Below are 22,902 nucleotides of genomic sequence, written 5' to 3'. Positions count from 1 at the left end.
AAAAGGCAGAAGACGAGCTTCGTTTTCTGCCTTTTTTCTATTTTAGCGTATAATAAAAACATGCAGTATATAAGGAGTGGTAACTATGAAAAAAGTAGAGCAATTATCTTCTCACCTATATCTTATTGATGATTTCGATTTACAGCATAATGAACGAACAGGTACGTACGTTTTATTAGGTGACGATATTACTTTAATTGAAACTTGTGCAGCCCCTTCTCTTCCGTATATTTTAGACGGCTTACAACAATTACATATTGATTTAAACGATGTTAAAAACATTATCGTTACACATGTGCATTTAGATCACGCTGGCGCAGCTGGTTTAATGATGGAACAGTGTCCAAATGCTACGTTATATGTGCATTCTCGTGGTGCTCGTCATATGATTGATCCAACAAAACTTATTTTAGGTGCAAAAGCTGTCTACAAAGAAGATTTCGATAAACTCTTTGACCCAATTCTTCCAATTGAAGAAGAACGTGTTCATATTGTACAACATGGTGATACATTAAAAATTGCAAAAGACCGCACCCTTACATTTTATGATACACCAGGACATGCGAAGCACCATATTAGCATTCACGATTCATTAACAAACGGGATTTTTACTGGCGATACAATTGGAATTTATTATAGAGAACTCGCAGACGTTGATGTAGAGTTATATCTACCATCAACGTCCCCTTCACAATTCCAACCAGATGCGATGATTGCTTCTAAAAATCACATTCAAAGCATGAATGTAGATACTATTTATTTCGGTCATTACGGCGCATCCTCTCATGTTACAGAAGTATACAATCAATTGGAACATTGGCTACCTATTTTCGTTCAGACTGGTAAGGAAGTCTTTGAAAAGTATAATGATTTCGATGAAGCGACTAAAGCTTTACAAACTTTGTTAATGGATAAAATCTCTTCTCATCTTACAAAGTTAAACGTTCCATCAGATCATTCCGTTTATAACATTTTACATCTAGATATAGAAATTAGCGCAATGGGCATTATTGATTATTTCACGAAGCAAGAAAAAGCAAACTCCACTATTAACTAACAGTAAAAGAAGAGATATACAACAGTAGTTATTGTATATCTCTTCTTTTTTTGAATATATTTTGAGTAAAGGATGGTGGAATATAATGCAAAAATTGATGCTATACCTCTGCTTCACATTATTTATCGTCTTATTATTATTTGTAGGAGTAAAAATTCAATTTTATTTAGATACAGATGCACAAGTGAACTTTAACGTTTATCCAAGATTATTCTACTTTACACTCTTCCCTCTTATAGTTGGCATTTTATTACGATTCCTTCAATCTATTAATCGCGAAACGAGTAAACAAAACTGGAGCTTTCAACCGGATAAATTTATTGCTATTACAGTGCCTACACTATTCATTTCCTTTACCCCAGCACTACTCTTTTCACCACTTGCCGAATACCTACCTTATTTAGTTAATATTATTCTAATAAATACAACTTTTGTTACGATTATTAGTTTAATAGCTGGTTATTCCCTTTTAGATTGTTTTATACAAAAGGATTATGCAACGATGAAAAAATATAATTGAATACTTTATTTTCTTTCAATAAAAAAAGCTCGAAGCTAAAGCTTTGAGCTTTTTACTTATCGCACCTTTTCATTTACATACTCCATAAACTGCTCTGCTTTAATAAATCTTTCTTTGTACGCCTCAGGTACTTCTTCTACTGTTATCCCTCCACTCGATTTCGTTTTTACTAACACAGTTTGATGTGACATTAATGCCTCCATATATTGTTCATACTCTTCAGGAGTTAGTACTTCTTTACTAGATTTATGGCCATTTAATTTATCAAAATACGGATGAAGCTCCATTACTACCTTTTTCAATTCCTCTTTTTTAGCTGGTGATAATTGATCATAATCTATATTACCGTTCGAATCTCCGTACGCAAGCTTTGCATTAGTTAATTTTTTCAGTTCTTTTGTAAACTCTTCATATTCCTTCGCACCCATTTCATCTTTCGCTTCTGATAATTTTGCATTAAAACGCATATACGTTTCTAATGTCATTGCTCCGGCATGTTTTTTTAAATTCTCAAAAGATCCATATATACCATCCGCCATAATAGATTGGTACGCAAAACCTGTCGTCGGGATTAAAAGAGCTGCTGCAAGTACTCCTGCGATAAGGCGTTTCTTCCTCTTACTCCCGCCGTGCTTCATTTTTATTTGCACGATTACTTTTTCTTTTAAATCCGGCGGGGCAACAATACCCTTTGCTTCTTCTTGTATAGATTCCCTAACTCTACAATCTAAACTCATTTCACATTCCCTACCTCTCCTAAAAAAATTTCTTCTACTTGCTCTTTTTGACGTAGTTTCTTTAATGCCGCATGAATTCTAGATTTCACTGTACCGATTGGAATATGTAATATTTGTGCTACTTCTTCTTGTGAATAATCGTGTAAGTATCTTAAGATAATAACTTGTTTCAATTTATACGGTAATTTATGAATGAGTTCGATTAGTTTTTGGTTTGATATTTTACTTACAACATCGTTAGAAAAATCAATTTGCACTGGCTTTCTTTGCTCTTCTGCTTTTTTTATAATTCTTAGTCGCATCCACCTCTTTCTTCTATAAGAATGAATTTGTTTAATCGCAAGCCCAATTAGCCAAGGGCGAAATGGCTTCTCGCTATCATATTTACGAAGCGATTCATATAGCTGTATGTATACTTCTTGAACGACATCATCTACATCCGTTTTATCTTCAATTAAAAAATGTGCTGTTTTATATACTTCTTGAATCGTTACATCATACAATTCGCTATACGCTTCTTTATTGCCTGATAAAGTTAATTGAATTAAATGTGCGTAATCTATTTCACCCTTCATATTCCAGCCCTCCTTTGTCTTACACTATATATTGGCAGGTAATTCATATTTCGTTCGATTTTTCCGAAAAAGTTTTTTATATAAATTAATATAATGATCCACTGAGTTCATAAGCTTCACTTATAACCACACATAACTATTATATAATTTTCCAATTTCTGATAAAGATTTAAAATAATTTATATAGTCAAATTTAGGAGGACATATAATGAAAGCTATCGTTGTAACGTCGTTCGGTGGTCCTGAAGTGATGAAATATACAGATTTTGATATACCGGCTATTTCAGAAGATCAAGTTTTAATTCGCGTAGTTGCTACTAGTGTAAATTTCGCTGATATTAAATCACGTTATGGCAAAAAAGGAAATAAAGCACTACCTTTTATTCCAGGTATAGATGCCACTGGTATTGTAGAACGTGTCGGTTCTCATGTGAAAAATATTCACCCTGGACAACGTGTCATTGCTTTTCCTCAAAATGGATCTTACGCAGAATACGTTGTTGCAAATGAAAATCTTACTTTCGTATTTCCCCATGAAGTTGACTTTCAAGCTGCAGCCGCTTGTCCAATCGTATCCTTATCCTTTACAAGCTATAATTTACTCGCAAATGTTGCAAGAATTCAAAAAGGTGAATCTGTACTCATTCATGCAGCTGCTGGCGGGATTGGTACTACCGCAATTCAACTTGCAAAACTATTAGGGGCTAGAACAGTTATCGGTACTATCGGAAGTGAAACGAAAAGAAAAATCGCTTTAGATGCTGGAGCTGATTATGTAATTTGTCATCAAACTGAAGATTTTGTAGAGAAAGTCAATGAGCTGACAAACGGAGAAGGAGTGAATATTATTTTGGACTCTATTTCTGGAACTGTTTCTGAAAGAAGTTTAAACTGCCTTGCTTTTTACGGTCGCCTCGTTCATTTCGGTAATGCTAGCGGTGAAATTGGTAACTTTCAAACGAAAGATTTACATGCAAGTTGCCGCTCTATACTCGGTTTTAGCTTTGGAACCACACGAAAAAAGCGTCCTGAACTGCTCCAAGAAACTGCAAATGAAGTTTTCCGTTATTTGCGTGACGGACGTTTACAAATTAAGGCTACGAAATCTTTTCCACTTCAAGATGCAGGGAAAGCACATGAATGGGTCGAAAGTAGAAAAAGTACAGGGAAAGTAATACTAACTGTTCAGTCCTCTTCCTGAAATGAATACTGGAAACAGAGGTGGCATTCATGGGATCACGAATTATGCATGTTATTATCGCTAACGGTATTGCTGAGAAACTATCTATTCACGATAAGACTTCTTTCTTACTTGGAGCTGTAGCCCCTGATGCTGTTCATTCAAAAAAAGAAAAAGGAACCTCACATTTTTATGCCGGTACAACGAAGAACTATACGAGAAGAATAGATTATGATTCATTTTTTCATAAATATGAATCACATATAGATTCCCCATTTATTTTAGGCTATTATACCCATCTCATCGCCGATGATAATTGGCTAAGTGGATTTTTTCTACCTTGGCTAAAAAATAGAATAGAGAATGACGAAACTATCGCACCCCTGTACTATAACGATTTTAAATTGTTAAATGCAAAGTTGCTTCATCATTACGATCAAGAACAACAGCTTTTCTCTCTTCTCAATCAAGAGGCTCACATTGTGGATATTGAAGAGGTTTCTAAAGAAAACGTTTTAGCTTTTCGAAAGTATCTTTTTGAAGATATGTTGTATCCAAAGCAACATTTGCATGAAGACTTACAAGTATTTACGTTTGACCAAATCGTTGGCTATATTGAGACAGCGATTGAAAAAGGAGTATTTTTTATTAAACAACTCTCTAATGAAAAATCCACTTCAAAAATTTAATCCCCCTCAAATATATTTGAGGGGGATTTTCACATAGCAATATTATTATTGGTTCTTCTCCATAACCGCAAAATAATTCCCTTCGCTATCAGCAAAGTTAAACACTTTACCAGAAGGCATAGTTACCATTTCTCCAACAGTAACATTTTTGTTTGTTAAATCTGTATATAATTGATCAAGATTTTCTGAGAAGAACATTAAGGACGGTGTACCAAGATTCAATTCTGGGCTCATTTTAGAAATAACTTCTTTATTATGTAATATAATGCTCGTTTCTGCACCGTTAGTCGGAGCAATTTCAATCCATCTCATTCCTTGCTTGTTATCTTCCTCTGCTACTACATGAAACCCTACCTTTTCCGTCCAAAAATTTACTGCCTCATCTTGATTATTTACATATAACATAATTTGTCCTACTTTACGGATCATTACATTTCCCCCTAATGGTTTTTATATTCTATGTAGCTTTCTACAAATACTATCGTTATTCCTTTTGAGTTGGTATGTACTTCTTTGCAAAATTTATCGACTGACTCATCCCATCCAGTTCATCAAAATAATCATTTCTTTCAATCATGTTATATCCGTCGAATCCAATTTTATCTAATACTTTGAAGAATATATCGAAATCTACTTCACCATTCCCTGCTGCGACTTCAATATACTTACTTGAACTATCGCTTTTCACCTTTGTACAATCTTTAATATGAGTTTGCACTATATAATCTTTTAATAGTAATAAACCTTCTCCCGGATTTTCATTTACATCACTTATTAAATTTGCTGGGTCAAAGTTAACAGCTAGTCCTTTCGAGTTTGCAGTTTCTAAAAATCGTTTTAATACTATTGCTTTTTCAGATCCCGTCTCAATGGCGAAGAATCCTCCAAATCTGAACGCTAAGTCCCCTATTTCATTACAAACACGTAGCATTTTATCATAGTAGGCACTTTTTTCATCATCTGGAACTTTTCCAATATGAGCTGTTATGATCTTTGCCCCAAGCCCCAAACCTCTGTCAGTAATATATTTAAACTGATCTATTGCACTCTCAGCTTCTATTCCCATAATTCCATTTTCTCCAAAACTAATTGCTAATGATGGAATCTTTATTCCATTAAAAGATAAGCTTTTCTTTAAAGCATTCCATTCTACCATTGAGATATTAGATAAGTTAAAGTTTTTATTCATAGCATATAATTGAATATATTCTAAATCCCATTCCCTTGCTTTTTGTATTCCTTCGTTTACTTCAATATGTTTCGTATTTAAAAACATTCCTAATTTCCTATCCATATGTGTACCTTCTTTTTATTATTTCGTGTCAGTTTAATATTCGACTTTTTTTATATTATTTCCTCGTATAAACCAAATAAATAAACTACCCTTTTTTCGATACTCCCAGTAGAAGCATATATATGATAGGCACATTAAAAACACTAATACAATTCCCATTATCGCTTGTTTACAAACAAAAAAGACGTAACTACAAATAGTTACGCCTTCCCTATCATTTATCTAGGCTTTTTCTTCCCAGTAAATGCTGGTTTCTTTTTCTTTGGTGCTTTCGGTTTCGTTTCTACAAATGATCCCTTGAACATTTCTTGCTTCGTAAATACGATGCCTAGTTTTTTCGCAAATTGTAGTAATTTACGCTCTTCTTGTGGTGTTACAAGAGACACGACAGTTCCTTCTTTACCCATACGTCCAGTACGTCCTGAGCGGTGAATATATTGGTCTACTGTGTCTGGTAACTCTAAATGAATTACGTGTGTTAAATCGTCAATATCGATACCGCGTGCTGCAATATCAGTAGCAAGTAGAATTTCTAATTTCCCTCCGCGGAAAGCACGCATTGTCGCTTCACGCTCTTGTTTACTTGCTTCTGCATGAAGAGCTGCTGCTTTCATTTTACGGAATTTCAATTTCTCAGTAATTTCATCTAAACGGAATGGGTCGTTTAAGAACGCAACTGCTTTTACATCGCCCATATGCATAATTCTTCTTACGTAATCATTTTTTTCGCGTCGCTCACAAATGATATACGTATGCTCAACTAAGCTTTTTGATTCTGCACGTGTTACACGTACTAATTGTGGTTCCACTGCTAAATCACGTGCCGCATCTTCTGCCGCTTTTGTCATTGTCGCCGAGAAGAATACTAATTGACGATCGCGCATCGTTGATTTAATTACATCTTGCACTGCGCCCATCATTTTTTGCTTTACAATTTGATCAAACTCATCAAATACAATTGTTTTTACTTCATGCATTTTTAGCTTTTTCATACGAATTAATTCTAAAATACGGCCTGGTGAACCGACAATTACTCTTGGGTGTTTCTTTAATTTTTCAACTTGGCGCTTAATATCTGCACCACCAATTAAAGATGCACCTGAAATTTCAGTTCCTGCTGTAAACTTTTGAACCTCTTCATGAATTTGCATTACAAGTTCACGTGTTGGCGCTAAAACAACAACTTGTGGCTGTTTTACTTCAGGATTAATTTTATGTAAAAGGGGTAATAAGTACGCTAATGTTTTTCCTGTTCCAGTTGGAGATTCAGCTATAACGTCTTGTCCTTCTAAAATAGTTGGAATCGCTTGTTTTTGAATTTCAGTTAACTCTTTAAAACCAGCCTTCTCCCAAGCTTGTTGTAAAAATGGTTGCATATCTTTTATCATTTGTTTTTCTCCTTTATCTCTATTTTTGAAGAAAATGCTGTATTGTTCGCACCGTTTCTATCATGTGTGAAATAACAGCTATTAAATCATCAACATGGTCTTCTGTAATCGCTTTTTGAAATAGAACCTCTACCTTATTATGATATGAAATCGCTTGCTTATTATATTCGTATGAAACTTTCTGCATAATCATTCTTTCTTTTCCCCATATAGAACGCATTAATGTTTCAATTTCTTCACATTTTACTTCTGGTTGTTCTAACGGGAATGAAAATGCTAGCTTCATCTCACAACCTGGTGTAAACTGAGGCACTTCTAGTATTTCACCAGACAAGTTCTTTGCATCCACAGATAATGAAAATGTTGCTTCTACTAATGGTTCAAACGGTTCTGTTAATTGAAATGAGATATGATATATACGACTTAATGAAGCAAGATCCATCATATCTTTTCGATCTGTTACAAGAATATCTCCATGTAGATCAAAATCATACACAGCACCTTCTACGATTACTTTTAAATTGTCAAAAGCAGTTGGATCAAACATAATTTCCTCCAAAAAACAGGCGCCTTTCGATGGAAAGGCGCCACTTGATGTATATATAGTTTACAGATAAACGAGATGAATTACAACCTTTTAGAATAAACCTACTGCTTTTCCATCTTCATTTACATCCATTTGAAGTGCTGCTGGCTGTTTTGGAAGACCTGGCATTGTTAACATTGTACCTGTTAACGCAACGATAAAGCCTGCACCGATAGATGGTTTTAGCTCACGAATTGTAACGATAAAGTCAGATGGACGACCTAATTTTGTTGCATCGTCAGAAAGAGAGTATTGTGTTTTCGCCATACAAACTGGTAGATTACTCCAACCTTCTCCTTCATATTGAGCTAATTGCTTACGTGCTTTCGGAGCAAATTCAATATCTTTTGCGCCATATACTTTTTGAGCAATTGTACGAATTTTTTCTTCTAATGGTAATTCTAATTCATAAAGTGGTGCGTAGTTGTTTTCACCTTTTTCGATTTCTTTTAGTACTTTTTCAGCAAGGTCAACTCCGCCTTGGCCACCTTTCTCCCAAACTTCTGTTAAGGATACTGCATAGCCACGCTCATTACACCACTCTTGTAAGTATGTAACTTCTGCATCTGTATCTGTAATGAATTTATTAATTGCAATTACGAAAGGCACACCGAAGCTTTGAATTGTTTCAACATGCTTCTGTAAGTTTTCCATACCTTTTGCTAATGCATCTACATTTTCTTCTTTTAATTGATCTTTTGCAACGCCGCCATGCATTTTAAGCGCACGAATCGTCGCAACAATAACAACTGCTTCTGGTTTAATGCCAGCTGCACGAGCTTTAATATCTAAAAACTTCTCAGCGCCTAAATCAGCACCGAATCCAGCCTCTGTAATAACATAATCACCTAATTTTGCTGCCATTGTTGTAGCGATAACACTGTTACAACCGTGAGCGATATTCGCAAATGGTCCGCCATGAATGATAGCTGGTGTATTTTCTAACGTTTGTACTAAGTTCGGCTTTAATGCGTCTTTTAATAATAGTGTTAACGCACCTTCTACACCTAAATCTTTAACCGTTACAGGTTGATTTGCAAAGTTATAAGCAACTACGATGCGAGATAGACGCGCTTTTAAGTCTTGAATATCTGTTGCAAGGCAGAACACGGCCATAATTTCAGATGCTACTGTAATGTCAAAACCGTCTTCACGTGGTACACCTTGTACAGGTCCACCAAGACCAATTACTACGTTACGAAGGGCACGATCATTTAAGTCAACACAGCGTTTCCAAACGATTTTACGCGTATCAATTCCAAGTGTGTTTCCTTGTTGGATATGATTATCAATAAACGCTGCTAATGCGTTATTGGCAGTTGTGATCGCATGGATATCTCCAGTAAAGTGAAGGTTAATGTCTTCCATTGGTACGACTTGTGAAAAACCGCCACCTGCTGCTCCGCCTTTTAATCCCATCGTTGGTCCAAGAGATGGTTCGCGCAGTGCAATTACTGTTTTCTTACCAATTTTGTTAAAAGCTTGACCTAAACCAACTGTTACTGTTGATTTACCTTCTCCAGCTGGAGTTGGGTTAATCGCTGTTACTAAAACAACTTTACCGTCTTCCTCATCTTGTAAGCGCTTAAAAATATCAAGAGATAACTTACCTTTATAATGTCCGTATGGCTCTAATTCATCTTCTAAAATATTTAAATCAGCTGCAATTTCTTGAATCTTCTTCATACTCGCTTCTTGTGCGATTTCAATATCGGATTTCACTGTTGTAGTAGTTGTCATATACCCTAGTCCCCCTTTAATTGGTTCTGATGATATTGTATCAGTTTTTTGTATTTTCTGCACTTATTTACCTCCTAAAAATTCTTTCATTTCTTTATACGTTTTTTAACATAAATACCCATAAGAATGTTAACGATTGTTGTAACTCTGTAGGTAGTTGACCTAACATCTTCTCATTTACTCCGCGCTTATATACGCCGATGCCATCTACAACTTTAAAACCTTGTTCTTTCGCTAACTGTTCAAATTCCCAAGGCATCATCGTATTACAAACAACGTCTTTTCCATACAAGCGAGGATAACTGTTCTCTCGTGGCTTTGCTGTCGGTCCTAAAATTGCAATACATGCATATCCATCTTTCTTTAACACACGCTTTATTTCATTTAATGCTCGTAATGGCTCTTCCGTCCATTCTAAAGAATTAATTGCCATAATTGATTCAAATTGCTCATTTTCAAATGGTAATGCAGAAAGATCTCCTTTTATAAAAGATAAATTTGGTCCTTCCCCGCGCTCCTTACCTTTTTGAATCATCACTTCCGATAAATCTACTCCCACTGCTTTATAGCCTGCGCGACTTAATTTATATGTACCGTACCCATCACCACAACCAACATCGAGCACTAGTGCTTCTTTCTTCACGTATTGTTCAAAAAACGGAATAATTGTGCTCCTACTCCCGCTATCCCACATCTCTTGACTATTTTGATTCCAAAACTCCGCACTACTATCCCATTTCTTTTCTGCTGATTCATGCCAATTAAATTTCGTCATACATTCCCCTACCTTCACGCTTTATCACTCATTTCATTCTACATCATTTTCCAAAATTCCTGTTTTATCCCGCTTGCAGTAAGACACCTACCTCAAAATTCAATGGATGCGGATCAGTTAATGGGAGAGAACTGCTCATAAAAATCCAATTGTTGCTGGCTGATAATCAGTCCTAGTGGAAAAAATCCCACACTTTATCTTCAATAGGAGATGGATATGTTAACGATGGAATGCGTATTCTCCAATTTTTGCTTTACTTGGGTTTAACTCATACTCATGCTCTTCTCATTTTGAAAGATACTATAGATACACCCAATTGAAAGAGAGGGATGTACATGCGAAGAAAGAGAAATCATCATTTTAAAAGTGGTGAAAAAAACGAAGAGTATGCAGCTGAAATATCACCAGCTGGCATTCCAATTAGACATAAGCGTAAAGAAATTGCAAATGAGATAGAAGGTACAAATACCGGTGCAATGGTAGGCTATGTCGCTTTATTTCTTTCGTTATTCTCCATTGCTTTTTATCCAGTTACGCTCGGCTCCCTAGCAATTTTAGTTGGCCTATTAGCTGTCAATTTCGGAGCAAGAACACTTGGATATACAGCCATTGGTTTTGGTAGTTTTTCTGTTTTATTTACTTTACTTTATCCGCTTGCTTTGTCAGCGTTTTAAAAAAACACACCAAGTCATACTTGGTGTGTTCATTCATGATACAACATAATATGACCGCATCCACAACAATGTTTCGCTGTAATTTCTTGAAACACTGGATAATTTTCTTCATCTCGATGCTCAATAAATACTTTTTCAAATCGATACATGTTTGGTGCATATGCCCAATCTTGTTTCGTACGTGCATATAACGTTGAGGAAAAAAACTCCTCACCGCCACAAACAATACATGTGTTCTTCATCAATACCCCTCCTATGCTTGTCTTACTTCATCTATATGAACATAAGCATAAAAAAAAGACCTTCTATTACTAGAAAGTCTTCTCTGAAACAAAAAGAAATGTACCAAACATTCCTACTCCGCTATATTCTTTTGAAACACCAGCTTCTGTTTTAAATGTTTGCTTTACAGTCATAAAGAATACACCATTTCGTGCATCTGTACTTTCAAATTGTAGTTTTTCTTTTTTACCATCTACATTTTGCGTGCATTCAAAACTACTCTCATTACAATTCAACGCATACTTATCCTGTACATACACTTTAAAATCTGATTCTTTCGGACAAGTTATAAGTAATATTGCCACGAGAATAATACTTATAATACCCACAATTGTATAATATTTCTTCATTTGTACTCCTTTCAAATGACAAGAAAACTTGACTTCATACGCCAAGTTTTCTTAGTCAACAACCCATTGCCACTCTTGTTCTTTCTTATCAAAAATGAGCCAACCTGTTTCTGTTGCTTCCTCTTTCAATTCATCGATATTATCTAACACCTCATCCGTACTTTCATACGAACCAACTACATATACCGGAATTTCAAGACCTCTTCTTGACTCAATCTTCCCTGCTAGATCTATGTAAAGACCATCTTCCATGAGTGGAATAAGTCCCATAATCAATTCTTTTGAAATCGCTGGGAAAATTTTTGATTTTTGGAAGAAAGAAAAACGTTTCTTACCGAAAGCACCGAGTTTATACGGAATGACTTTACTTAACATTCCTACAAAATCAGCAATTCTACGATAATACACTTTGTTGTACCATCCGTCATCATGTGAAAAATAAACAAATCGATTTTTCAGTAACGGAAAGAATGTTCTTGCAAGTGGTTCTTTTTTGTGAGCCAAATATAATAATTCTGCAATTTCTTTCGGCTCTAATTCATCTAAATCGCTTGCATCATCAAAATCTACCCAACAAAATTCATCAAATTCATCAATCTCTGCTTGAATTAACTTATGTATATTTTCTTCCTCAACATATTCAAATAAAGTATGATAATGAAAATCCGTCCATTCAAAGTTGTGCTTCAAAAGCAACACTTGATGAAGCGGTGAAGGGATGTTACTCGCAAACTCTTTAAACGTAATTCCTGATGTAATAAAACAATGACCTCGACGATTACCATTAATATATATCATATTCTTTACTTGGTCAGATCCTCCAGACAAAGCACCTAGCCACCTTCGTTTTATATGTTTCAATTCTATAGCATATTTTAACATGAAAAATTTTAGAAACATAGAAAAAACTTCAAAAACTATTTACAATTTCATGTGTTTTATTACATAGTGATTACAAGAAAAAACGCCTGCTCATAAGCAGGCGTTTTTAAAGGATTTCATCAGGGTTTTGAGGATGATGATTTCCCTCTTTCTTTTCTTCTTTTTGGAACATCGATTGAATTTTATCAATTGTTTGTGGAGCTAATTCAATCATTTTTTCTGCTAAATGTGTCGCATTTTGTAGATGCAGAATATTTACTCCATCTTTATTCACCACAAGAAATGCTACTGGTGTAATAGAAACACCACCCGCGCTACCGCCACCAAATGCAGGGTTACCGTTCGCTCTTTGTCCATCATTCGTTTGGAAATCAGAACCTCCTGCTCCAAAACCGAACGCTACTTTAGAAACCGTTAACACTACACCACCGTCAGCCGTTTGAACAGGCTCTCCAACAATCGTATTTACATCGACCATTTCTTTTAAATTTTCCATTGCTGCTTTCATTAACCCTTGAATTGGATGATCCACCGTTCATAACCTCCTTTGTCATATCTTTCCTAGTTTTTCCGAAAGTTTGTGAACTAAACATAAAATTTTATATTGATTTCAAAAAACTCAAGTTGTAATATTTAGAAAAATAAAAAAAGAGGTCGATTCGTTATGATGCGAAAATTAACAAAGAAAGATCATGAACAAGTATTCGCTTATCTAAAAGAAGAAGCAGCCCTTAACTTGTTTATTATTGGAGATATTGAAGCTTTCGGTTATGACACAGATTTTCAAGAATTATGGGGAGTATTTAAAGAGAATGGAACATTAAAATCAATTCTACTCCGATTCCACGATTCATTTATACCCTATAGTAAAGAAGAATTTATTACCACTGATTATGAGGCACTTCTTTCCGCATATAAGCCACTTAAACTCTCTGGTAAGTCAACTATCGTAGAACAATTTGAAACTGCTTCAAATATACAACTAGGTACTAAAAATGAAATGTATTTTTGCGAATGTCTAAATGACAACAACTTACCTAGCACACCAATTCATGAAACAATTAAACTTGCCTCACTAGATGATATAGAACGAATTATGAAATTACGAAGTGACATCGCTGAATTTCCGACTACCAATGAATCAGAGAAAATATTAAGGCAGGCTATCGAAACAAATACAGGACGCACATACTATATTGAAAAAGATGGCGTGATCATCGCATCCGCCTCTACTTCCGCTGAAAATTCATTATCCGCTATGGTAGTTGGTGTATGTACACACCCGAATTATCGCGGAAATGGTTACGCTTCACTCATATTACAAAAAATGATCCAAGACTTTACGAAAGAAGACCGAACACTTTGTTTATTTTATAACAATCCAGCTGCTGGACGAATTTATAAACGACTAGGATTTAAAGACATTGGAATGTGGACGATGTATCGATAATAAGAGATACTCTATAAACGAAAATAGTTGTAACTTAGCAATAAAAGCTGATTACACAAAAACCCCACACCGTTATTATGAAGAAACTCCTTGTAAAGCCATGCCCCTAACTAAAACATTTCATGTATTCAAGCTAATTTTAGATAGATAAACGCCCCAATTGTTGCATCTACTCCAGCAATTGGGGCGTTTATCCTCAAATTCTTTCCACTATATTTATGAAACATTTATCACACCTATGTCGCTATTATCTTTACGTGCAAATGCCCTTCTTAATATTACTGCTTCTTATTATACTGTGCTTTAAAATCAATATATTCCTGTTTCGCATCTTGGTTATTGCCTTGGTGACTATCAAAAGATGTATGTATTTGTGATATGTATTTTACTAACTTGCCTTCATCATTTCTTTTCTTATAATTTATTACAATACTTACTTCCAATATCTGCTTTGAACCATTTTTAGAATCAATATGCAATGCGATTGATCCACCACCATATTCATCATATTGTATTTTCAACTTATCATTAATAATATTTTGAAACTCTGATTCAGTTAGTGTATATCCAACAGTACTAGGCTGACCAAACTTTTTTATATCACCTCCTGGCTTCATCTTTAGTTTCCCTATCCCTTTTAAACGATCTACAATTAAGTTCACGTATGAAACATCCAGACTTGAATCCGTACTTTGTACCTGCCCATTTTTATACATAATATTGGTACGATAAACAACTTCTTCTTTATTATCTTTGCTGTCTACTGCTGAAGTAACTTCTTGTGTTGTGTTTCCATATAAACTTTTATCTTTCGTATTATATATTCCTTCCGAAGTTTGATAGATTGTATTTCTATGTTCTCCATCTTCTTTTTGTTCATATGTACTATATATGCCTCTTTGTTCCACAAAAGCATACCCATCATCACTCGCAGACATACCCTTTTTCATGTCACCTTCATCCAAAGCTTTGACAAATGGCTCATACTCTATCTTCGTCTCCCCAAAACCACATCCACTTAATAAACTTGATACTATTAACAGAACTATCATCATCCTAGCTTTCTTCTTTAACTTCATACTGACACCCCGTTGATTTCTCTAGGCATTTTTAGGTTCATTACATTCCCATTTTGATAGTAATATAGTTCACCTTTACTTACCGGTATTTATTAACTCATACAGATTATGTTGAAGATACTTTAATTTTTAATAGCATCGATTTTTATACAATCCTTAATTGTTTATATATTCCGTTCGAATTTTCAGAAACCAAAACTTATTTTGCTTTCTTTTCCTCTCTCTCTTTATAACGCTTTAAGAATTCCTGACGTTCCCTTTCATGTGCCTCCCACGAAATATAAAATGATGGAAATTTAAATCTACAATAGGCTAATAATTGGAACTCTGCTGCACCTATGGCTACCGCGTACATTACAAGGGTTCCTGCCATATACCCCACTAAAACCCCTGTTTCATAATTATTATGAACATAAATTAAAATAAGAAGGGTTAGTACATATATCGTAACACCAATCATTGCATTGCCTTTTGTTTTACTAAAAAATGAAGTTGCTCTTTCATCCATACTAAATGCCCCACTCTCTGCTTGTTTAAAGGTATCAATCGTTGTCACCAGATGAACAAAAACTGCTCCTAGAAACAATAAACCCACATACAATAATGTAATTTGATCAGTTGAATAATTCGAAATTGCTGGAAGTATAAACAATGTGAATCCTATAGTTCCTAGCTGAAATGCAAATAATAATATCACAAGTGCTTGCAACTTTTGATATTTGAAACGAGCTTTTGGAATTAGATATAGAATGAAAAAGATTACTTGCAAACCATATAACACTAATTCAATACTAACAATTATTTTGTCAAAGAGAGTCGGATAGTATCCCCAGCCAATCTTAATTAATGCTACCAAAATAAAAAGCATGAATAATGAACTATAAACTATTCCTCCAAACATAAATCCCACAGAGTCTTCTGGGCTTAAGCGATTTCTACATGTTATTTTAAATTCATCTAAATCTTTTTCTTTTATATTCCACATATAATTACACCATCTTTTCTAAAATCATGTAATAACTCTATTTTTGTAGACAAACTGAGAGTAAATAAATGTTTTTGGTATTTCATATTAAACTAGCCTTTTTTACTTTGTTTAACAAACACAAAATACATCAACATACAACTTAACCTCAGTTTGTACAACTATCTTTTCAAAAGGAGTTAGAGAAATCTTATCACCGTTCAGCAAAACACCTAAAAACATGATGAGCATTGGTATAGAAGTATATGCAAAAACTCCCCCATAAAAGATTCTTATATAATCCGGACTTAATCGGTTTTTATTTGTAATTTGAAAAAAACCTAAATCTTCTTCCTTTATTTTAAGCATTCATCTTTCCCCATTTCGACGCAAAACTTATTTTATTTCTTTAGTTTTCTTTTTTTCCTTCTCTTCATAAAGCTTTAGTCTTTTCTGACGCTCTCTTTCATGTTCCTCCCACGAAATATAAAATGATGGAAATTTAAATCTGCAATAGGCTAATAATTGGAACTCTGCTGCGCCTATGGCTATCGCGTACATGATGAATGTAAATATAAAGTAACCAAACATTATGCTCAATGAGTAATTATTTTGTATATAAATTAAAACGAGAAGAATTAGTACATAAATTACCACACCAAACATTACATTTTTCTTTTCCTTATTAAAAAATGAAGTAGATCTTTCTCCCATACTAAACGCACCTTTACTTGCTTGTTTAAAAGTATCAAATGTTGTTACACCATGAACAAGTATTGCTCCTAATACTAGTAAACCTACATAAATAAGCGTAATAAAATTAATAGAATAATTACTCATCCCTGGAAGAACAAACGCCGTAAGACCTATAGTACCTAACTGAAACGCATATAATAATATCACCAATGTCTGGAGCTTTTGAAATTTAAAACGTACCTTAGGGATCAGATATATAATAAAAAAGATTACTTGTAGGCTATATAACAACAATTCCATTCTGACCATTACTGTGTCAAAAAGAGTCGGATAGTAATCCCAGCCAAATCTAATTAATGCTCCAAAAATAAAAAGCATCAATAACGAACTATAAAGCATTCCACCAAACATAAACAACATAGCTCCTTCAGGGCTTAAACGATGTCTACATGTAATTCTAAATTCATCTAGATCTTCTTCTTTTATGTTCCACATTTGTTAGCTTCACCTTTCCCCGAACTATAGTATATTACCAAAATAAAGATTCAATTTTCTTAGTCACTGATTTTATACCTTTTTATTTTCATCGCCACTCTTAACTATCTCTTTTGTTGTACTGCGCCTTGTATTTTAAATATTCCTGTCTCGCATCTTGGTTATTATCCTGTTTTCTATTAAAATACGTTATTATTTGGAACATATTTTCTATTAATTTTCCATCCTCATTCTTTTCTTTAAAATCTATATCTATCCTCATTTGCAAAATTTGTTTTGGATTTTTTGAGGCATCCAGGTGCAATACGATTGTTGCTCCATCAAATTCATCGTATTGTATCTTTAATTTATTATTAATAATATCTTTAAATTCAGATTTAGTTAGTCGATATCCAACTGAATTAGGCTGATCAAACTTTTTTATATCATTCTCGGGCTTCATCTTTAGTTTCCCTATCCCATTTAAACGATCTACAATTAAGTTTACGTATGAAACATCTAGATTTGAATCCGAACTTTTCACCTGTCCATTTTCATACTTAACATGAGTACTATAAATAGTTTCTTTTTTATAATTTTCATTTGTCCTTTTCCCCTTGTCTTTTTCTATATCAGTCGCAACTGTTTGTATCGCCTCTCCATATAAACTTTTATCTTTTGTATTATATACACCTTCCGTAGTTTGACGAATTGTCTTACTGTGCTCTCCATCTTCTTTTTGCTCAAACGTACTATAAATACCTCTTTGAGTCACATAAGCATATCCATCATCACTCGCAGACATTACCGTACTCATGTCCTCTTCATCCAATGCCTTTACTAATCTCTCATACTCTATTTTTGTTTCCCCGAAACTGCACGCGCTTAGTAAAAACGTTACAGTCATTACAATAACTATTTTTTTAACTAACCTTTTACTCATACCATAACTACACCTTTCCCCTTATTTTATACATTACTTGCTATTTGAATATTGTTTTTCATACTTCTCATATCGGGTTTTAGAAGCTTTATTGTTATCTTCTTTACTATTTAAATAGATTGCTATTTTTTGATCATGCCTTATTAATCGGCCTTCTTTATTCTTTTTTTCATATCCCATTGTGATGCTTATTGTAGTGAATTCCATTGGATTTTCTTTTGAATCTTTCGCCGAACTAAACTCCATTAATAATATTGCTTCATCAAATTTATCGTAGTCCACCTTTAACTTATCATTAATTATTTCTTGAAATTCCGATTCGGTTAAGTAATATGTTACCTTGGATGACTCACTAAATCTTTTTTTATCTTTTTTGGGTCTTAAACTATCTATTCCCTTTAATCTATTAAATATAAATCGAACATTCGAAACATCCAAATTTTGATCTGGACTTTTTGATTGATTATCTTCATATTTAATACTAGTTCTATATACAATCTCTTCTTTTTTTTGCTCACTATTTAATGAACTAGCAATTTCTTGCAAAGTTGTTCCATAGAACTTTTTTTCTTTAATATTGTATACTCCTCCTGTTGTTTGATATACAACGCTAATGCGATTATCATTTTCCGCCCCAAACGTGCTATCCCTAACCTCTTCTTTCACATAAGCATACCCATCATCACTCGCAGACATAGCCGTCTTCATATCACCTTCATCCAATGCCTTTACTAATCTCTCATACTCTATCTTCGTCTCCCCAAAACCACATCCACTTAATAAATTTGCTATTATTGACAGAACTATCATCATCTTGGCTTTCTTCTTTAACTTCATACTGACACCCCGTTGATTTCTCTAGGCATTTTTAAGTTCATTATGTTTCTTTTTGGAAAGTAATACATTTCACCTTTACTTACTGATATTTACTTACTCATACAGATTATATTGAAGATACTTTAATTTTTAATAGCATCGATTTCTATACAATCCTTAATTGTTTATATATTCTGTTCGAATTTTCAGAAACCAAAACTTATTTTGCTTTCTTTTCCTCTCTCTCTTTATAACGCTTTAAGAATTCCTGACGTTCCCTTTCATGTTCCTCCCACGAAATGTAAAATATCGGAAATTTGAATCTACAATAGGCTAATAATTGGAACTCTGCTGCACCTATGGCTACTGAATATAGTATAAGGGTCAATACGGCATACCAACCTATTTGCCCCATCGTATAATCATTATTAATATAAATTAAGATTAAGAGAGTTAATACATATAGTATAGAGGCAATCATTAATAAATCTTTTGTCTTACTAAAAAATGAAACTGAATTTTCCCACTTACTAAATGCGCCTTCGCTAGCTTGCTTAAAGGTATTAATTGTTGTAAAAATATGAATAATAAAAGCTCCTAACAATAATAAGGCTACATAAGTCAATGTAACATGATCATTTGAATAACCGAAAATACTCGAAACAACTACTGTTACAAATCCTATAGTCGCAAGTTGAAGTGCATATAGCAATATAACTATAGCTTGTAACTTTTGAAATTTAAAACGGGCTTTGGGAAATAAATATACAATAAGAAAAATGATTTGTAAGCTATACAAACATAACTCTATTTTAATAATTGTTTCCTCTAGTAAACTAGGATATACTGACCAACCAAATTTCACCAAACCATAAATTACACCTAACATGATTAATGAGGTGTATATGATTGAGCCTAGCATAAAACCTACAGCAGCTTCAGGACTTAAACGGTTTCTACATGTTATTTTAAATGCATCTAAATCTTTTTCTTTTATGTTCCACATATAATGACACCACCTTTTCTAAAAACATGTATTAACTCTATTTTTGTAGACAAACTGAGAGTTAATACATGTTTTTGGTATTTCATATTAAACTAGCTTTTTTACTTTTTCTAATAAACATAAAATACAACAGTAACATTGATATTAACCCTATCCTACCGCCCAATCCCCCCATATTCTTCTAGATATATGCAAAGAAATATACTACCAATAAAAAATATTATTCCAAAGATAACAATCCACTTCCCCAGAAACTGTGCTACTTTATATAGAATTAAAAGATAAACATGATCCCGACAATAATAGGTACTATTACACTTTCAAATAAACCTTTTTCTGTTTTTACAGTTTTGGGATCTTTATTCAAGATATTACATCCCTCCCTTTACTAGTTAACTTATGAATAATGCATTTATTCTATATAAGTTTACAATTATCATTTACAACTTTCATTTCAGTTTTTGTTTCGCTTTTGTTCTTTCTCTCTTATTCTTTTTCTATTTGCTATAAATTCGTGGCGTTCCTTTTCATGTTGTTCCCACGTAATACTAGATATTTAGATTCTTATTCAATCAAAAATAGACTTTCCTCTTTCCATGTTGGAAGAGGAAAGTCTATTTATTTCTAAATATATTATAGCCCTTGTTTTATTAATAATTGTTACTTATTATTTTCAGCCTTGTTCTTTATCGTTTTTACAAATTCATTTCGCCATATTTTAAAATTATGAGCAAATTTTCCTTCAATAGAATTTTTATACCCTTCAAATTTCACTTCTAAAATATCAAAGTCATTGAATAATTTATATGTCTCTGCCGTCAAACCTACTGGGTGTAATACCCCACCATAATCATAGAAAGTGTCTTCATCGAGAAGTATTCCTCTTGTAGTAATTACATACTCTACATCTTTTTCTTCCTCAGTACTCAACCTCACTACACTTCCTAAAGGCAAAACTTTCTCCATATAATCTTTCATATTAATTCACCGATCCTTTTAATACGATAATTTTCTCTTCTATTTTTTGTCGCCTTTTTTCTAATTGGCGAATACGATCAATAAAAGCATCACGTGTTTTACCTTGCAAACTATTATCAATACTACTTTCTAATCTTCTAATATCTCCTGTCAAAGATACAGCTGCTTTTTCAAGTTGCATAACAACGTTAATAATTTGATCTCGCCCACCACTGTCCGGAAATGTACTATGAACCCTCGACATTATCATATGTAAATCCATCCTCATACCCCCTTCCTTAACATTTATCAATAATAGGAAACCGAAGCTAACTCTTCATCTTTTGCTATCATAGAAATTACCGCATCTGTTACATCTTGACTTAACTCTTTTAAATCATTTGAAAGTTCGTTCACATCTCTGGAAATCTCTACTAATAATGAACGATTTAATCCTCTACTACCATCATTCATAAAATAGTTTAATAATGATTGGCGATGGCTTCTTACATAATCTCCAGCAATTGAAGCAATATTTGTATCAATTTCAAAGTCACCTTTAAATACATCTAAAATATCTTGAACAAGAGAAGATGCTACTTCTTTTGCAATTGCTATAATTTCATCACGGGATAAATAAAGAATAATGCATCCTACTAAAAAATCTACAGCTGCGTTAAATACTGATTCTAACACTTCAAGTACCTTTTCCTTACATTTTGCTAATTTATTCTCTATCCAATCCACAGCCGCATTCACCTGATTTCTAACTTCTTGTATAACTTCCTTACTAAATTTCAAAGCTTTTTTTCCTGTTTCTACACCTATACTTGCTATTTTTGTTGCTAGAGCACTAGTATCTCCCACTACTGTTATTGCAACTAGAATTGCACTGACTGGGGTTCCATTTACCACTAAATCCACTACAACTTCTTCTGTTGTACTTAATGTTTTTTTTCCAGTGATTCCTTTATATAGGTCCCCAGCAGATTCTGATATTTCTAAAAAACCAAATTTCCAATCAAATCCTGTTTCGCTAACCTTTTTCAATTTATCTATTGCTACATTCCCATTCCTAGAATAAAACTTTGGATCATATAAAAAAGAATGCCCTTCCCCATTTTCCATTTTATAAACCTGTCCAGGTATTACAAAATCTGCGGCCTTAATGGCGCCATACAAAGGATCATATTCATTTATAAGACTGCGGCAATTTTTCATATTGGTCCCGTATCCGTACTTAACCACATCTTTATTTAAAACAGGCGCAGGATTTAAAGCTAATACGTTTATATTATCTTCTTGATGTCTTAATGCAACTGTATTCGCTGCTCCGCCACCTAAGGAGTGCCCTAGTAAAGTTATCTTCTTTCCTTTATTCCCCGCCTTGACTTTTTCATAAAATTTTTCTGCTTGACTATACTGAAATTCTGCTAATGACCCCAATATAGGTGAATTAGTTAAATTATGCAGTCCAATTGCTCCATCGGTTGCTAAATCACCTATTTGGCTCGGTTGGGTTCCAACGTATACAATGAAAATTTCATGCGTGTTTCTATCCTCTAAAGCATACGCCCCAAATCCAGTTACTGAATGAATATCATCAGAAGCTATAATATTAGCATTAAAGTTGTCTTGTAACTTCTGTTTATTTATTATTGGATCAGAATTATTATATTTTTTTTCTTGTGCATTATAATCATAAATATCTTTTGCCGATAATCTTAATTTTCCTACATCACTACTTAATTTATAATCTTCCTCATTCACCATATTCTCCCCTTTATA

At 33.7% G+C, this 22,902-nt stretch carries 27 protein-coding genes and 2 pseudogenes; 6 read left to right on the top strand and 23 right to left on the bottom strand.

Features of this window, described 5'->3' with window-relative positions:
- The first annotated feature begins 85 nt into the window (after positions 1-85).
- Together MHH55_RS04620 and MHH55_RS04615 are read left to right on the top strand one after the other, a co-directional pair.
- A complete protein-coding gene (locus MHH55_RS04620) occupies positions 86-1,057 on the top strand; it encodes an MBL fold metallo-hydrolase (RefSeq protein WP_000754976.1) in 972 nt (323 codons plus the stop codon).
- An 85-nt stretch (positions 1,058-1,142) separates the two neighbouring features.
- A complete protein-coding gene (locus tag MHH55_RS04615) occupies positions 1,143-1,577 on the top strand; it encodes a hypothetical protein (RefSeq protein WP_078186668.1) in 435 nt (144 codons plus the stop codon).
- A gap of 56 nt (positions 1,578-1,633) precedes the next feature.
- Here MHH55_RS04615 and MHH55_RS04610 read toward each other — a convergent pair whose 3' ends face one another.
- Both MHH55_RS04610 and MHH55_RS04605 read right to left on the bottom strand, forming a co-directional pair.
- Positions 1,634-2,314 (bottom strand): DUF3600 domain-containing protein, encoded by a 681-nt coding sequence (locus MHH55_RS04610; protein WP_078186667.1) that lies wholly within the window; start codon positions 2,312-2,314, stop codon positions 1,634-1,636.
- On the bottom strand, positions 2,311-2,889 hold the full coding sequence (locus MHH55_RS04605; RefSeq protein WP_000675556.1) for a sigma-70 family RNA polymerase sigma factor: 579 nt from the start codon (positions 2,887-2,889) through the stop codon (positions 2,311-2,313). The genes MHH55_RS04610 and MHH55_RS04605 overlap by 4 nt, the downstream gene beginning before the upstream one ends.
- 208 nt (positions 2,890-3,097) lie before the next feature.
- On the opposite strand from MHH55_RS04605, the gene MHH55_RS04600 reads away from it, so the two are divergent.
- Both MHH55_RS04600 and MHH55_RS04595 read left to right on the top strand, forming a co-directional pair.
- The gene (locus MHH55_RS04600) at positions 3,098-4,090 is read left to right on the top strand and encodes a quinone oxidoreductase family protein (protein WP_078186666.1); all 993 of its coding nucleotides are present in this window, start codon (positions 3,098-3,100) and stop codon (positions 4,088-4,090) included.
- Between the two features lie 29 nt (positions 4,091-4,119).
- Entirely contained in the window at positions 4,120-4,758 is a 639-nt protein-coding gene (locus tag MHH55_RS04595; protein WP_033695483.1) for a zinc dependent phospholipase C family protein, read from the top strand.
- Between the two features lie 45 nt (positions 4,759-4,803).
- Here the strand turns inward: MHH55_RS04595 and MHH55_RS04590 are convergent, their stop codons facing one another.
- From MHH55_RS04590 to MHH55_RS04565, 6 genes are all read right to left on the bottom strand, one after another.
- Positions 4,804-5,187 (bottom strand): VOC family protein, encoded by a 384-nt coding sequence (locus tag MHH55_RS04590; RefSeq protein ID WP_078186665.1) that lies wholly within the window; start codon positions 5,185-5,187, stop codon positions 4,804-4,806.
- Between the two features lie 55 nt (positions 5,188-5,242).
- Positions 5,243-6,052: a sugar phosphate isomerase/epimerase family protein gene (locus MHH55_RS04585; protein ID WP_078186664.1), complete on the bottom strand. Its 810-nt coding sequence runs from the start codon at positions 6,050-6,052 to the stop codon at positions 5,243-5,245.
- Between the two features lie 218 nt (positions 6,053-6,270).
- Complete coding sequence (locus tag MHH55_RS04580; protein WP_000588613.1) at positions 6,271-7,440, bottom strand: DEAD/DEAH box helicase; 1,170 nt, start codon at positions 7,438-7,440, stop codon at positions 6,271-6,273.
- A gap of 19 nt (positions 7,441-7,459) precedes the next feature.
- Positions 7,460-7,987, bottom strand: coding sequence for a hypothetical protein (locus MHH55_RS04575; RefSeq protein ID WP_000460219.1), 528 nt, complete (start codon positions 7,985-7,987; stop codon positions 7,460-7,462).
- A 90-nt stretch (positions 7,988-8,077) separates the two neighbouring features.
- Positions 8,078-9,766: a formate--tetrahydrofolate ligase gene (locus tag MHH55_RS04570; RefSeq protein WP_013141915.1), complete on the bottom strand. Its 1,689-nt coding sequence runs from the start codon at positions 9,764-9,766 to the stop codon at positions 8,078-8,080.
- Positions 9,767-9,860: 94 nt separating this feature from the next.
- A complete protein-coding gene (locus tag MHH55_RS04565) occupies positions 9,861-10,541 on the bottom strand; it encodes a class I SAM-dependent methyltransferase (RefSeq protein ID WP_000160041.1) in 681 nt (226 codons plus the stop codon).
- 335 nt (positions 10,542-10,876) lie between these two features.
- Between MHH55_RS04565 and MHH55_RS04560 the strand changes: the two genes are divergently transcribed.
- A complete protein-coding gene (locus tag MHH55_RS04560; RefSeq protein ID WP_001253201.1) occupies positions 10,877-11,215 on the top strand; it encodes a hypothetical protein in 339 nt (112 codons plus the stop codon).
- Between the two features lie 29 nt (positions 11,216-11,244).
- Here MHH55_RS04560 and MHH55_RS04555 read toward each other — a convergent pair whose 3' ends face one another.
- From MHH55_RS04555 to ytfJ, 4 genes are all read right to left on the bottom strand, one after another.
- Entirely contained in the window at positions 11,245-11,457 is a 213-nt protein-coding gene (locus MHH55_RS04555; RefSeq protein WP_000798747.1) for a hypothetical protein, read from the bottom strand.
- A 69-nt stretch (positions 11,458-11,526) separates the two neighbouring features.
- On the bottom strand, positions 11,527-11,847 hold the full coding sequence (locus MHH55_RS04550) for a hypothetical protein (RefSeq protein WP_000761174.1): 321 nt from the start codon (positions 11,845-11,847) through the stop codon (positions 11,527-11,529).
- Positions 11,848-11,898: 51 nt separating this feature from the next.
- Positions 11,899-12,675 carry an oxalate:formate antiporter gene (locus MHH55_RS04545; RefSeq protein ID WP_000014087.1) on the bottom strand — a complete coding sequence of 259 codons (777 nt, stop codon included), beginning with the start codon at positions 12,673-12,675 and terminating at the stop codon, positions 11,899-11,901.
- 160 nt (positions 12,676-12,835) lie between these two features.
- Entirely contained in the window at positions 12,836-13,261 is a 426-nt protein-coding gene (gene ytfJ, locus MHH55_RS04540) for a GerW family sporulation protein (RefSeq protein WP_000349991.1), read from the bottom strand.
- Positions 13,262-13,393: 132 nt separating this feature from the next.
- On the opposite strand from ytfJ, the gene MHH55_RS04535 reads away from it, so the two are divergent.
- A complete protein-coding gene (locus tag MHH55_RS04535; RefSeq protein WP_000984754.1) occupies positions 13,394-14,179 on the top strand; it encodes a GNAT family N-acetyltransferase in 786 nt (261 codons plus the stop codon).
- A gap of 278 nt (positions 14,180-14,457) precedes the next feature.
- Here the strand turns inward: MHH55_RS04535 and MHH55_RS04530 are convergent, their stop codons facing one another.
- The 11 genes and pseudogenes from MHH55_RS04530 to MHH55_RS04480 all read right to left on the bottom strand — a co-directional run bounded on the left by MHH55_RS04530 (position 14,458) and on the right by MHH55_RS04480 (position 22,887).
- Entirely contained in the window at positions 14,458-15,258 is an 801-nt protein-coding gene (locus MHH55_RS04530; RefSeq protein WP_000768480.1) for a DUF3952 domain-containing protein, read from the bottom strand.
- A gap of 199 nt (positions 15,259-15,457) precedes the next feature.
- Positions 15,458-16,243, bottom strand: a complete 786-nt coding sequence (locus tag MHH55_RS04525; RefSeq protein ID WP_139019872.1) for a hypothetical protein — start codon at positions 16,241-16,243, stop codon at positions 15,458-15,460.
- A gap of 132 nt (positions 16,244-16,375) precedes the next feature.
- Positions 16,376-16,591, bottom strand: a pseudogene (locus tag MHH55_RS04520) (hypothetical protein); the annotation flags it as partial.
- Between the two features lie 27 nt (positions 16,592-16,618).
- Complete coding sequence (locus tag MHH55_RS04515) at positions 16,619-17,413, bottom strand: hypothetical protein (RefSeq protein ID WP_078186663.1); 795 nt, start codon at positions 17,411-17,413, stop codon at positions 16,619-16,621.
- 100 nt (positions 17,414-17,513) lie between these two features.
- The gene (locus MHH55_RS04510; protein ID WP_071740431.1) at positions 17,514-18,335 is read right to left on the bottom strand and encodes a DUF3952 domain-containing protein; all 822 of its coding nucleotides are present in this window, start codon (positions 18,333-18,335) and stop codon (positions 17,514-17,516) included.
- 33 nt (positions 18,336-18,368) lie between these two features.
- Entirely contained in the window at positions 18,369-19,172 is an 804-nt protein-coding gene (locus MHH55_RS04505) for a DUF3952 domain-containing protein (RefSeq protein WP_134207673.1), read from the bottom strand.
- Positions 19,173-19,371: 199 nt separating this feature from the next.
- The gene (locus MHH55_RS04500; RefSeq protein ID WP_000267167.1) at positions 19,372-20,157 is read right to left on the bottom strand and encodes a hypothetical protein; all 786 of its coding nucleotides are present in this window, start codon (positions 20,155-20,157) and stop codon (positions 19,372-19,374) included.
- An 82-nt stretch (positions 20,158-20,239) separates the two neighbouring features.
- Positions 20,240-20,524 (bottom strand): annotated as a pseudogene (locus tag MHH55_RS04495) (hypothetical protein).
- A gap of 293 nt (positions 20,525-20,817) precedes the next feature.
- A complete protein-coding gene (locus MHH55_RS04490; protein WP_000656387.1) occupies positions 20,818-21,135 on the bottom strand; it encodes a DUF4176 domain-containing protein in 318 nt (105 codons plus the stop codon).
- 1 nt (position 21,136) lies between these two features.
- On the bottom strand, positions 21,137-21,397 hold the full coding sequence (locus MHH55_RS04485) for a hypothetical protein (RefSeq protein WP_000363091.1): 261 nt from the start codon (positions 21,395-21,397) through the stop codon (positions 21,137-21,139).
- A 26-nt stretch (positions 21,398-21,423) separates the two neighbouring features.
- On the bottom strand, positions 21,424-22,887 hold the full coding sequence (locus MHH55_RS04480; RefSeq protein WP_029442152.1) for a lipase: 1,464 nt from the start codon (positions 22,885-22,887) through the stop codon (positions 21,424-21,426).
- Between the last annotated feature and the right edge of the window lie 15 nt (positions 22,888-22,902).

The sequence above is a fragment of the Bacillus sp. FSL K6-2944 genome (assembly GCF_038005385.1).
In the GTDB taxonomy this organism is placed as follows: domain Bacteria; phylum Bacillota; class Bacilli; order Bacillales; family Bacillaceae_G; genus Bacillus_A; species Bacillus_A cereus.
The sequence above is the reverse complement of the archived record's forward strand: the minus strand, read 5'-3'. Positions and strand labels throughout refer to the sequence as shown.

Bases quoted from the DNA above. Each gene is read 5' to 3' on its own strand.
- MHH55_RS04500 (WP_000267167.1), bottom strand. From the start codon at position 20,157: ATGTGGAACATAAAAGAAAAAGATTTAGATGCATTTAAAATAACATGT.
- MHH55_RS04595 (WP_033695483.1), top strand. From the start codon at position 4,120: ATGGGATCACGAATTATGCATGTTATTATCGCTAACGGTATTGCTGAG.
- MHH55_RS04615 (WP_078186668.1), top strand. From the start codon at position 1,143: ATGCAAAAATTGATGCTATACCTCTGCTTCACATTATTTATCGTCTTA.
- MHH55_RS04525 (WP_139019872.1), bottom strand. From the start codon at position 16,243: ATGTGGAATATAAAAGAAAAAGATTTAGATGAATTTAAAATAACATGT.
- MHH55_RS04555 (WP_000798747.1), bottom strand. From the start codon at position 11,457: ATGAAGAACACATGTATTGTTTGTGGCGGTGAGGAGTTTTTTTCCTCA.
- MHH55_RS04620 (WP_000754976.1), top strand. From the start codon at position 86: ATGAAAAAAGTAGAGCAATTATCTTCTCACCTATATCTTATTGATGAT.
- MHH55_RS04515 (WP_078186663.1), bottom strand. From the start codon at position 17,413: ATGTGGAACATAAAAGAAGAAGATCTAGATGAATTTAGAATTACATGT.
- MHH55_RS04585 (WP_078186664.1), bottom strand. From the start codon at position 6,052: ATGGATAGGAAATTAGGAATGTTTTTAAATACGAAACATATTGAAGTA.
- MHH55_RS04510 (WP_071740431.1), bottom strand. From the start codon at position 18,335: ATGAGTAAAAGGTTAGTTAAAAAAATAGTTATTGTAATGACTGTAACG.
- MHH55_RS04610 (WP_078186667.1), bottom strand. From the start codon at position 2,314: ATGAGTTTAGATTGTAGAGTTAGGGAATCTATACAAGAAGAAGCAAAG.
- MHH55_RS04480 (WP_029442152.1), bottom strand. From the start codon at position 22,887: ATGGTGAATGAGGAAGATTATAAATTAAGTAGTGATGTAGGAAAATTA.
- MHH55_RS04600 (WP_078186666.1), top strand. From the start codon at position 3,098: ATGAAAGCTATCGTTGTAACGTCGTTCGGTGGTCCTGAAGTGATGAAA.
- MHH55_RS04575 (WP_000460219.1), bottom strand. From the start codon at position 7,987: ATGTTTGATCCAACTGCTTTTGACAATTTAAAAGTAATCGTAGAAGGT.
- MHH55_RS04565 (WP_000160041.1), bottom strand. From the start codon at position 10,541: ATGACGAAATTTAATTGGCATGAATCAGCAGAAAAGAAATGGGATAGT.
- MHH55_RS04590 (WP_078186665.1), bottom strand. From the start codon at position 5,187: ATGATCCGTAAAGTAGGACAAATTATGTTATATGTAAATAATCAAGAT.
- MHH55_RS04530 (WP_000768480.1), bottom strand. From the start codon at position 15,258: ATGAAGTTAAAGAAGAAAGCTAGGATGATGATAGTTCTGTTAATAGTA.
- MHH55_RS04485 (WP_000363091.1), bottom strand. From the start codon at position 21,397: ATGGATTTACATATGATAATGTCGAGGGTTCATAGTACATTTCCGGAC.
- MHH55_RS04560 (WP_001253201.1), top strand. From the start codon at position 10,877: ATGCGAAGAAAGAGAAATCATCATTTTAAAAGTGGTGAAAAAAACGAA.
- MHH55_RS04490 (WP_000656387.1), bottom strand. From the start codon at position 21,135: ATGAAAGATTATATGGAGAAAGTTTTGCCTTTAGGAAGTGTAGTGAGG.
- MHH55_RS04535 (WP_000984754.1), top strand. From the start codon at position 13,394: ATGATGCGAAAATTAACAAAGAAAGATCATGAACAAGTATTCGCTTAT.
- MHH55_RS04605 (WP_000675556.1), bottom strand. From the start codon at position 2,889: ATGAAGGGTGAAATAGATTACGCACATTTAATTCAATTAACTTTATCA.
- MHH55_RS04570 (WP_013141915.1), bottom strand. From the start codon at position 9,766: ATGACAACTACTACAACAGTGAAATCCGATATTGAAATCGCACAAGAA.
- MHH55_RS04550 (WP_000761174.1), bottom strand. From the start codon at position 11,847: ATGAAGAAATATTATACAATTGTGGGTATTATAAGTATTATTCTCGTG.
- MHH55_RS04580 (WP_000588613.1), bottom strand. From the start codon at position 7,440: ATGATAAAAGATATGCAACCATTTTTACAACAAGCTTGGGAGAAGGCT.
- MHH55_RS04505 (WP_134207673.1), bottom strand. From the start codon at position 19,172: ATGAAGTTAAAGAAGAAAGCCAAGATGATGATAGTTCTGTCAATAATA.